Below are 10,429 nucleotides of genomic sequence, written 5' to 3' on the forward strand. Positions count from 1 at the left end.
TATAATACAAAAATCAGAATATATCAAAATTTATGGGAAGTTAACAAAAAACCCCCGCTCTGGGGGCTTTTTGGAAAGTGGGTTTGCAGACTACTGATTACGGAGATACGGAATCATTTAGCCCATTGATATGGTTTGTTAAATCAAGACAGCTCGTAATTTTTCTCATTGTTATTGAAAAATTAGCACCATCTTTTGTGTATGGAGCGTTGCCGACGCCCGCCGATTCGAATCCCCTCCGAGGCATTAGATCAGCAACATTGGCGACGAATCTGTATCCGTTTTCGATCTTGATAGGCGTTCCACTTGTTCGATAAAGACCGGCGCTCAATTGTATGTCAACGCTTCTGCATGTAGCATCTGTAATGTTAGGATCTGTACAGCCTATTAGGGATTGATTCCGGCGATGGCCAGGTTCTGCTACGGTATAGTTGGCACACACTACCGTTACTTTATCACTTGTAACGAAATAAATATTATCAGCAGGGCCGGCGGGACCGATGGCACCCGGATCTCCTTTGTCACCTTTTGGGCCTTGTACGCCCGCTGGGCCTTGTGGTCCGGGGACTCCTTTCAATTGCAGGATTTGAGCGATGTCGGGACATTTCGTTATGTCCTGGCAGAGATTTGATTTTCCTGGCACAGGAAAAAATTTCTGTGCCAAGGCATCGCCTTTCACCAATATCAGTCCCATCGCGAGGACTAATGAGGAAAGAAGGACTTTTTTATATGGCCATTCATAGGGCCTCCTTTGTTTGTTGTTTCGTTCGAAACTTGAACAGTGCAAAGGACGGGCCAAAGAATTTTTCAATTTCAAAAAAATAAAGTCGACGAAAAAACAAAGGGTTGCAATTTTCTGAGCTGAGCTGGGTATTTTTCTACTTAAATTATCAAAATGGAAGTCGGAATTTTGACGCTCCGGGGTCGTTTCTTGCGTTTCTGTTTTGTTGTGTTACTGTTCACTCATGACCGTCAAGGATTTGAAGAAACTGGTGGAGTATTGGGTTGAGATGTCCTCTGGCGATATGCAGGTGGCTCGCAGTTTGTTGAAATCAAAACATTATTCCTACTGTTTATTTTTCTGTCATTTAGCAATTGAAAAAACACTGAAGGCGCTGGTTGTTGCAAGGATTCGCGATCATGCGCCATGGACACACAATCTTTCTTTTTTGGCCGGCAAGGCGGATTTGACTCTGGATGACAAGGCCGATGTGGAGTTTCTTTCTGAAATGACAAGATGGAATCTTGAGGCAAGGTATCCCGCCGACTTGGAAGCAATGAAAAAGTTGATTAATGTGGACGTGACGAAAGGGCTTTTTTCAAAAACGGAGAAGTTTATTATATGGTTAAAGCGGCAATTGCCAAAAAATTATTAAAATATCGTGATCTTCTGAAACAAAAAGGGTTGCCCGTTGAAGGAATGCTTTTGTTCGGTTCTCAAGTATCTGGAAAATCAGGATCGGAAAGCGATATTGATGTGTGTATTATTCTTTCCCGCCCGGAAGGCAATCGTATTCAGGAAGGAAAAAGACTCCATCTTTTAGCATTGCAAATTGATCCTCGAATCGAACCCGTTTTTTTTTCCCGCAAACAGTATCAAGAGGACAAAATTTCCCCTCTGTTACACGAGATCCGAAAAAACGGAATCAAACTTTCTTGAAAGAAATTTCGCTTTGACACCTCACAACTTCTTAATATCCTTCACTTTCAGCTGGATGGTGGTTTTGTCTTGGTAGGTGTTCCATTGGGGGACGAAGGCTACGTCGCCTTTTTCGGGTGTTTGGGGGTGGGAGTCGACCATGTTAAAGGCGATGGCGTTGAGTTGGGTGAAATTATCCGAAACTCTGAACTTCAAATGTTTTTCTCCCACCACTCGCATGTCTTGAAATTGAAGTTGCCGAGTTGCAAAAACCGGTTCGGGATTTTTGATTCCGAAAGGTTTGAGTGTTTGAATCTCTTTTAATAAATTGTCGTGGATTTCGGAGAGTTGAAGTTCGCAGTCGACACGCAGTGTGGGGGTGGAAGGATTTTCGGTCATTTTTCGTTCCAGAACATTTGCAAAACGTTCTTCAAAATTTTTGATCTGAGCGGTTTTCAGTGTGAGGCCGGCCGCACTCGCGTGTCCTCCAAATTGTTCCAGAAGATCTTTGCACTCCTCCAAAATTTCGACAATATGAAGACCGGAAATGCTTCGCGCAGAACCCCTTGCCACTTCTCCCGAAAGACTCAAAGCGATGGATGGAGTATAAAATTTCTCGGTCAACTTGGAGGCGATGAGTCCCACAATGCCCGGATGCCAATCGGGGGACGCGACAACCAATCCTGTAAAAGAATTTTTTTCTCCAACTTGTTGTATCGCTTGTTTTACCTGCTTTTCCTGCATGGTTTGACGGTCTTGATTGCATTGGTCCAGAATTTTGGCGAATTTTGTGGCCCGCTCCAAATCGGTGGAACATAAAAGATCGAGTCCTAATGACGCTTTGGAAATTCTTCCGCCCGCGTTAATTTTAGGCGCCAATCGAAAACCGATATCGGAACAATCAATTTCTTTTTCCACCGCCAACCCACTTATTTCTTTAAGCGCGATGAGTCCCGGTTTTTTTGTTTGGGACAATTCCTGCAGACCAAAACGAACCAAAATTCGGTTGATGCCCGTGAGAGGAACCATATCGCCGATGGTGCCCATCGCCACCAAATCAAGATGCTGTTTCAGGTTTGGCTCGCCTTGTGTAAAAAGTTTTTCTTCGCGCATTTTTTGACGCAGTGCCATGATCAGAAAGAAAACAACGCCCACACCGGCGAGACTTTGCTCCGGACTTCCCTTCGCCAATAATTGCGGATTGATGAAAGCAAACGCGGGCGGCGGTGTTGCGTCCAGTTCATGATGGTCGGTGACAATCACATCGAGTCCGATATTTTTAGCTTCCAGAAGTGCCGCGTGGGATTTGGTACCGCAGTCGACCGTGATAACCAGTGACACTCCCTTCGCCTGCAAACTTTTGAGGGCTTCCGCTTGAAGACCGTAACCCTCTTTGACTCTGTCGGGGATGTAAGTTGTGACATCAACGCCGATTTCCTTAAAAAATGTTGCAAGCAAAGCGGTGGCGGTTAGTCCATCAACATCGTAATCTCCATAAATTGCGATGGATTCTTTTTTTTGAATGGCGTTCATTACGCGACGCACGCCCAAATCCATATTGGGAATTAAAAAAGGACTTGGGAGATTTTTGAGAGAAGGAGATAGAAAATTTTTTGCACTCTCCAGACTTTCCACGCCTCGATTAACTAGAATCTGTGCGGTGATGCGGCTGATGCCTAGAGCTTCTGAGAGTAATTTTTGTTTTTCAGGATTTGACGGGTAGAGTTGCCATGCCTTGGAAAGTGGCATCCATCAACTCTCTTTCTTTCCGAAATAAGTCTCAACCTTTGGAATATTGCGATAGCACCAGAGGTAGATGGGGCAGGCAATGGAGAAAGTGGAGTAGGTGCCTGTGATAATTCCGATCATAAAAGCCAAAGCAAAATATTTGATGGTTTCTCCGCCGAAGAAATAGAGAAAAGCGGTGACGAAAAAAACAGTGGCGGAGGTGATGGTTGTGCGGGAAAGAGTTTCGTTGATGCTCGTGTTAACGACTTCATCCACCGTGTTTGGAATGATGAGTCGTGCGTGTTCTCGGATTCGGTCGAAGACGATGATCGTGTCGTTAATGGAGTAACCGACAATTGTCAGGACCGCGGCTAAGATGGTGAGGTTGAATTCAAACTGAAAGAGAGCAAAAATCCCCAGCGTGACGATAACATCGTGAAAGAGAGCGACAATGGCTCCCGGTGCGAAAAAAAAGTCAAAACGAAAACCGATATAAACCAGCATGCAAAAAAGAGAAACCAAAACGGCGAGCATTCCCTTTTTGCGAAGCTCTTGCCCAACTTTGGGCCCCACCGTTTCTTCCTGCTCCAGCACAACGCCCGGGTCTCCGAAAGTTTTATTCAATTCCGGGGTGATGATTTTGGAAAGATTTTCCTCGGAGGCGGAGGGTTTGGCTACCTTAATAATCAGCCTTCGATCTTTCGGCGCTCCGTAACGAACCACCGAGGCATCTGCCACTTGAAGCCCGGAGAGAATGTCCCGGATTTGCCCTTCCGAAACTTCTTTCGGAAAAAGATATTGCAGTTTGACGCCCCCTTTAAAATCGGTTCCAAAATTGAGTCCGCGGGTGAATAGGAGAAGGAGACTCACAGTCACCAGCAAACCGGAGCAAATCAGAAAAGCGCCGCGATAGCGAACAAACGGAAATTTAGGTGTCTTTTTAAATATTTTCATATCTATTTATAGGGGCTCGCGTCGCCCCCTCCACCGGCAAAGCCGGCGGAGCCTCCCCCTCTCGCGCCCCTTGGGCGCTACGGGTTTCAAATACTGATACGCGCTATTTTATACTTCGTTAAAAAGAGATCATAAATGGCGCGTGTCATAACGACTGCCGTAAAAATGTTGCAGACAAGACCGATGATCAGAGTGATGGCGAATCCTTTGATGGGGCCTGTTCCAAACTGATACAAAATGATGCCGGAGATAATGGTTGTTAAGTTCGAGTCGATAATGGCGCGCATGGCGTTTCCATAACCTGCCGCTACGGCCGCCTTGGGAGCTTGGCCGAGAGTTAGTTCGTCGCGTATCCGTTCAAATACCAGAATGTTGGCGTCGACTGCCATACCAATGGTGAGCGCAATGCCAGCCATACCCGGAAGCGTAAGCGTTGCCTGAAACATGGCCAGAAGAGCGAAGATGAAAAGAGTGTTGATCAAGACGGCCGCATCCGCCAGAAGTCCCGACCATTTGTAATAAATCAGCATGAAAAGTACCACGACGAGAGTTCCAAAAAGCATAGCCTTAAAACTTTTTGCGATGGAATCGGCGCCCAGAGTTGGGCCGATGATTGTTTTGGTTACCTCTTTGAGACGCGCCGGTAGTGCGCCTTCCTGAAGAACGAGTGTTAAATCTTTCGCCTCTTTGAGTTGGGTTTGTCTGTCTTGGTTGCCACCCAAATCAATGCGACACTGACCATTCATAATAGGTTCGCGAATTTGCGGAGCGCTCATCACATTTCCATCGAGCATAATGGCCAGCAATTCTTTGACATGCGCTTTTGTAAGATCGCCGAAATTTTTGGCGCCGATGGGATTGAAGCTGATGCTGACATAAGGTTCGCCCATGCGCGCATCGCTTTGCACCTGTGCACTCTTGAGCATGTCACCGCTAATGTAGGCGGTTCTATCGAGCAGATACGGTTTGGCTTGTGTAATTTGGCTGGTGGCGGCGTCTCTTGTTAACTCAAAACCGATTTCAGTGCCTTCGGGAAGTTTTGATTTCAACAGTTCGTTGAGTTTTTGAACATCTTCGGTGGTATAACCCACTGTCAGATTATTTTCTTTTCTTGCGTTGCCGATCAAATTTCCCAACTCGGTGGCGGCCATTTTATTGCTGACCAGTTTGAATTCCAGCTTGCCCGCCTGCTGAATAATTTTGATGGCGCGTTCCGGATCCTTGGCGCCGGGAAGTTCAACAACCAACCGGGTTTCCCCCTGACGCTGTACGGCCGGCTCGGAGAGACCATAGCGGTCAATACGATTGCGCACGGCCTGCACGGCCTGCGATAAAATATCCTGACGCACTTGTTTGGTGTATGGCACCGTCAAACCAAGACGGAGCACGCCATTTCCCGCCGGTTGTTTTTCTCTTTGCAAAACCGTTGCGTAATCTTTGTCTAAAAGCGTGAGGGCTTTTGCCAAATCGGTTTCGTTTTTAAAATTGATGTCAATAAATTTGTGGGAGTCATCTTGTTTCCAGTTTGACGGTTCGACATTTTCTTTTTTAAGGTCGCGTATAAGGTCTTGGGCCAGAATATCCAGTTTCGTGGAGACTCCCTCGTCGACTTGCACATCCATCTCAATATAAATACCGCCGCGTAAATCGAGCCCAAGGTTGAGCCCTTTTTCAGGAAAAAAATTGTAATACCATGGGATGGGTTTGTGTTGGGCTTCCAATTCCTGACGTTGTTGGGGAAATTCAAAAAAAGTGGGAACAAGGGCGTAAACAGCCAAGACGACCGTGCCCAAAATAACTCCGGCTTTCCATTTCCAAGTGCTGTCCATAAATAAAAATTAAAAATTAAATATCAAAAATCAAAAACACAAACAAAAAATAAAAAATTTTTGATTTTTGCATTTACTCTCATTCTGCCGACGGGGTGACGTGAATAATGGCGTCGCGATTCATTTTGACCTGCACATTTTGGGCGATTTCGACGGTGAGAACATTGTCTGCAATGCCCACAACTTTTCCGTAAATTCCTCCGCGAGTAACGACCTGATCTCCTTTACGGACAGCGGCGAGCATCTGGCTTACCTTTTTTTGCTGTTTTTGTTGGGGGCGGATCAGCAAAAAATAGAAAATAACGAAAATGGCGAGCAGTGGGGCAAAGCTCATCAACATATTTCCTTGTGGTGCACCGCCTGCCTGTCCTTGTGGATTTCCTGCCATGCCGAGAAGTGCGTAAGTGCTTGAGTGCGTAAGTGCTTGAGTCATAATATCTCCTGTTTGTTGTAAAGTACCCCTAAAAACCCTTCATTTGTCATTCCGGCGAAAGCCGGAATCCAGCAATTCACTGCTGGTTCCCGACTGGAGCGTGCCCCGTACTCGATACGGGGTCGGGATGACGCTTTCAGAGGCGCCCGTAAAATTCTTTTTTGAATTCGGGATAGCGATCTTCTTGAATCGCGAGCCTGGCCTCACCTATCAAACTGAGATAATAATGTAAATTATGAAGTGTGCATAATCTGGCCGAGAGAATTTCGTGCGCGTTGGTCAGATGGCGGAGATAAGCTCTGCTGTAATTGCGACAAGTGTAACAGTTGCAATTTTTATCGAGAGGTTGCGGATCTTCTTTGTATTCGGCGTTGCAGAGTATCAGGGTGCCTTGGGTGGTATAAATGGTACCGTGCCTTGCCGCGCGGGTCGGGAGAATGCAGTCAAACATATCAACGCCGCGATCGATGCACTCGACCAAATCGTGTGGCTTGCCAACTCCCATCAGATATCGGGGTTTATTTGGGGGAAGAGAATCGGTGCAAAAATTGGTCAGTTCATACATTTCCGGAATCGGTTCCCCCACCGAGAGACCGCCGATAGCATAACCGTCGAATGTTTTTGGTCCATGGTCCATGGTCCATAGTCCGTGGTCCATAAGCCTTGCAATATATTCTTTGCGCAGTTCCTTATGCATTCCCCCCTGAACAATGCCGAAGAGAGCCGCTTTTGTTTTGCGAGCGTTTAGAGAACGTTCGGCCCAGCGGAGCGATAACTTCATTGATTCCTGCGCCACGAGCGGTGACGCCGGATAGGGGAGACATTCATCGAGCACCATCATAATATCCGATCCCAGCGATTCCTGAATTTCGATTGCCAGTTCCGGTGTCAACAAATGCGAGGCACCGCCGTCGATGGGGGATTGAAAATGCGCTCCCTCATCACTGATTTTGCAACTCTGTGAGAGACTGAAAATCTGATAACCGCCGCTGTCGGTTAAAATGGGTTTCTTCCAATTCATGAATTGGTGAAGTCCCCCCAATTTTTCGATGGTTTTGTGTCCGGGTCGCAAAAAGAGATGATAGGTATTGGCCAAAATAATTTCGGCGCCAACTTGCACCAATTCGTCCGTAGTCATCGCCTTGACGGTAGCGATGGTGCCCACCGGCATGAAGATGGGCGTCTGAATCTCACCGCGTGGCGTTGTGATTTTTCCAAGCCGCGCTTTCGAGTTCGTTGATGTTTTAATAAGTTCAAATTTCATAATATCAACATACAATCGCCGTAGCTGAAAAGGCGGTAACGCCTCTTAATCGCTTCTTCGTAAGCTTTCAAGACCCATTCTCTCCCTGCCAGCGCTGATATCATTAATAAGGGAGTGGAACCGGGTTGATGAAAGTTGGTCAACATGGCGGAGACGATTTTGAAAGAATAACCCGGGTAGATGAAAATATCGGTTGTGGGTTTTGTCCAGTCGCTTTCCAATGCGCGTACGGCGGTGGTTCCCACACCGATCACCCTTCTCTCCTCTTTTTTTGCTTTTAAAACCTTGGCGACGGTTTGTTCTGGAATGGAAAAACGCTCTCCGTGCATTTTGTGTTGCCGAATATCGTTTTCTCGAACCGGTAAAAAAGTGTCGGTGGAAACATGGAGAGTCACGGTGGCAATCTCAACCCCCTTCTTTTGAATTTGTTCCAATAAATTTTCAGTGAAATGAAAACTGGCGGTGGGAGCGGCGGCGGAACCTAAATGTTTTGCAAAAACGGTTTGGTAACGGTTTTTGTCGAACTCTTTTTTCCACTCGTGTTGATCACGCTTAATATAAGGAGGGAGAGGCGGATAACCGATCTCTTCCAATCGCTTTTTAAAATCATCTGCTTCGAAAACAATTTTCAAAAAACCGTCTGTTTTTTCTGTGACCCTTCCTTGTAATCCGCCATCAAATTGTATCATGTCACCCACACCAATTTTTCTGCAAGGTTTGGCCAGACAAGCCCAAGTTTTTTGGTCCATAGTCCATGGTCCATGGTCTATGGTCGACAGCTCATGGTCCACGGTCCTTAGCAAAAGAATTTCAATGTTGCGATTTTTTTCATTTTTTCCAAAAAGGCGGGCAGGAAAAACTTTCGTATCATTTAAAACAAGCAAATCGCCTGCGCGCAAAGTGTCGGGGAAATTTTTAAACTGACTGTGTTCCCAAGTTTGCTGATCGCGATCCAAAACCATCATCCGGCTGGAATCGCGCTCCGGTAAGGGCTCCTGAGCAATAAGCTCCTTGGGATACTCGTATTGGAAAAGATTTAAGTCCATTGTCATTGTTTTGTCACTTCGTTCTCCGCAATGACAAATTTGTCAATAGATTTTCCGGATTTGGGCTCTGGGGTAATAAAAATCGAGGATTTCATGATAGTTTTTTCCGGAAGAGGCCATCTCTTTGACTCCCCATTGGCAAAGGCCCACGCCGTGCCCGAATCCCTTTCCTTTGAAAATAATTTCCCGCGGGGTGGTTTGAATATCAAACCATGTACTCTTCAAATCTTTGTGTCCGACAATGCGGCGAAATTCGGTGGCGCCCAAAAAAAGAGACATCTGATCTGTTTCGATGATGATGATGGCGTTGCGTGGTGACGTTTCATATTTTTCGGCGGTGATTGATTTGATCCGCCTCCCCTCCAGCCCGTGACTTTTTAAAAGGTCCAGCAGTTCTCGCTGGGAGAGATGCAACTCCCAACTGTTGTAGGGACACTGTTCGCAAAATTTATCGACGATGGAAGAGGAAATTTCTTTTTTGCCCCAAACTCTTTCAACCGTTTCCGTTTCGCCGCCGCAACAACTGTGAAAATACGCCGGATAGAAACCGTTGTTCCAAAGTATTTCTCCCTCGGTGGCTTTCACCGCCTGTTCCACAGTTCTGTCTTCGGTTTTTCCCAGAGAGCCGATGTAAACTTGGTCATCGGTGTTGGATTCCAAATCATAATTTTGTTTTCCGGGACTCTGTTCTTTTTGTTGACGCATGGCATACGTTCTGGCGGCGACCACTTGCGCCTTGATCGCCTCCATCGGCCAAGAAGCAGAAATTTCTCCGTGCACCAATCCCACCAAATAATCCTCCATGGGAAGTTGGTTGAGAATCAAAAGTTTGTTGTGAGCCGTTCGCTGAATTTCCAATTCCCCTTTGAATTTTTTTTCTCCGACTTGGAGAATTTCTTCTTCACTTCCAATTTGAAGAGTGGAATCTTGATAAAAAATATTTCCTATTTTAAAACCGTGAGGAGTGGCTTGGATTTTTGCGGGACTCTCAATTTCTTCGGGAGACTCTTGAGACTGGGTTTTAGCCCAAAGTTTGTCTCCTTGAATGGTGATTTTGGGGATTTCCTTCAAGACGGCAACACGGATGGTGGGTATTATAAGGAGGGAGAAACAAAAAGAGCGCACCACAGGTTTCATGGGCAGAATGCGTACCATAAACCCGTGAAATTAAAAAGTATTTTTAATGGTGTCTAGGGAAGGTGTCGGACACCTGAAAGGGGGACGCAACTTTTTCTGAAAATCTGCGATAAGAGGAAATGAGAGGTGTTTTTCATGACCAGTCCTATTACTTTTAATTTAGGTGGTGTTGCCACGGATCTTCCAACCTTGGAGGCGGGATTGATTGCATTGTCAATCGCAGATCCAACATCCGAAACTGTACAGGGACTTTTAACTTTTATTACCACTACCGAAGCCAATCCTCTTCATAATCCTCGCGCCTTACAACAAGAAATTCTGAGACTGGCCAGAACAGACCCCACAATTTTATCTGTGTTCATGCGGACTCTATCGCTTCAATCTGGATGGAAACCCCAA

General features: G+C 46.0%; 11 protein-coding genes. 3 read left to right on the forward strand and 8 right to left on the reverse strand.

The window, feature by feature from the left end:
* Nucleotides 1–97: 97 nt before the first annotated feature.
* A complete protein-coding gene (locus HY877_04235; protein ID MBI5299485.1) occupies nucleotides 98–817 on the reverse strand; it encodes a collagen-like protein in 720 nt (239 codons plus the stop codon).
* Between the two features lie 148 nt (nucleotides 818–965).
* On the opposite strand from HY877_04235, the gene HY877_04240 reads away from it, so the two are divergent.
* Nucleotides 966–1,376: a HEPN domain-containing protein gene (locus HY877_04240; protein ID MBI5299486.1), complete on the forward strand. Its 411-nt coding sequence runs from the start codon at nucleotides 966–968 to the stop codon at nucleotides 1,374–1,376.
* Nucleotides 1,343–1,660 (forward strand): nucleotidyltransferase domain-containing protein, encoded by a 318-nt coding sequence (locus HY877_04245; protein ID MBI5299487.1) that lies wholly within the window; start codon nucleotides 1,343–1,345, stop codon nucleotides 1,658–1,660. Before HY877_04240 ends, HY877_04245 begins: the two co-directional genes overlap by 34 nt.
* A 21-nt stretch (nucleotides 1,661–1,681) precedes the next feature.
* On the opposite strand, the gene recJ is transcribed toward HY877_04245, so the two are convergent.
* The 7 genes from recJ to HY877_04280 form a co-directional block, all read right to left on the reverse strand.
* On the reverse strand, nucleotides 1,682–3,388 hold the full coding sequence (gene recJ, locus HY877_04250) for a single-stranded-DNA-specific exonuclease RecJ (GenBank protein MBI5299488.1): 1,707 nt from the start codon (nucleotides 3,386–3,388) through the stop codon (nucleotides 1,682–1,684).
* A 3-nt stretch (nucleotides 3,389–3,391) separates the two neighbouring features.
* The gene (secF, locus tag HY877_04255; protein ID MBI5299489.1) at nucleotides 3,392–4,321 is read right to left on the reverse strand and encodes a protein translocase subunit SecF; all 930 of its coding nucleotides are present in this window, start codon (nucleotides 4,319–4,321) and stop codon (nucleotides 3,392–3,394) included.
* Nucleotides 4,322–4,407: 86 nt separating this feature from the next.
* Nucleotides 4,408–6,150: a protein translocase subunit SecD gene (secD, locus tag HY877_04260; GenBank protein MBI5299490.1), complete on the reverse strand. Its 1,743-nt coding sequence runs from the start codon at nucleotides 6,148–6,150 to the stop codon at nucleotides 4,408–4,410.
* Nucleotides 6,151–6,229: 79 nt separating this feature from the next.
* Nucleotides 6,230–6,538, reverse strand: coding sequence for a preprotein translocase subunit YajC (gene yajC, locus HY877_04265; GenBank protein MBI5299491.1), 309 nt, complete (start codon nucleotides 6,536–6,538; stop codon nucleotides 6,230–6,232).
* A gap of 181 nt (nucleotides 6,539–6,719) precedes the next feature.
* The gene (tgt, locus tag HY877_04270) at nucleotides 6,720–7,847 is read right to left on the reverse strand and encodes a tRNA guanosine(34) transglycosylase Tgt (GenBank protein MBI5299492.1); all 1,128 of its coding nucleotides are present in this window, start codon (nucleotides 7,845–7,847) and stop codon (nucleotides 6,720–6,722) included.
* Nucleotides 7,844–8,893: a tRNA preQ1(34) S-adenosylmethionine ribosyltransferase-isomerase QueA gene (gene queA / locus HY877_04275; protein MBI5299493.1), complete on the reverse strand. Its 1,050-nt coding sequence runs from the start codon at nucleotides 8,891–8,893 to the stop codon at nucleotides 7,844–7,846. The genes tgt and queA overlap by 4 nt, the downstream gene beginning before the upstream one ends.
* Before the next feature lie 42 nt (nucleotides 8,894–8,935).
* The gene (locus HY877_04280) at nucleotides 8,936–10,048 is read right to left on the reverse strand and encodes a SpoIID/LytB domain-containing protein (protein ID MBI5299494.1); all 1,113 of its coding nucleotides are present in this window, start codon (nucleotides 10,046–10,048) and stop codon (nucleotides 8,936–8,938) included.
* Nucleotides 10,049–10,165: 117 nt separating this feature from the next.
* Between HY877_04280 and HY877_04285 the strand changes: the two genes are divergently transcribed.
* Nucleotides 10,166–10,429: hypothetical protein (locus HY877_04285; protein MBI5299495.1), on the forward strand; the 264-nt coding region annotated here is incomplete at its 3' end.

The sequence above is a fragment of the Deltaproteobacteria bacterium genome, assembly GCA_016213065.1.
Lineage (GTDB): Bacteria > UBA10199 > UBA10199 > SPLOWO2-01-44-7 > SPLOWO2-01-44-7 > JACRBV01.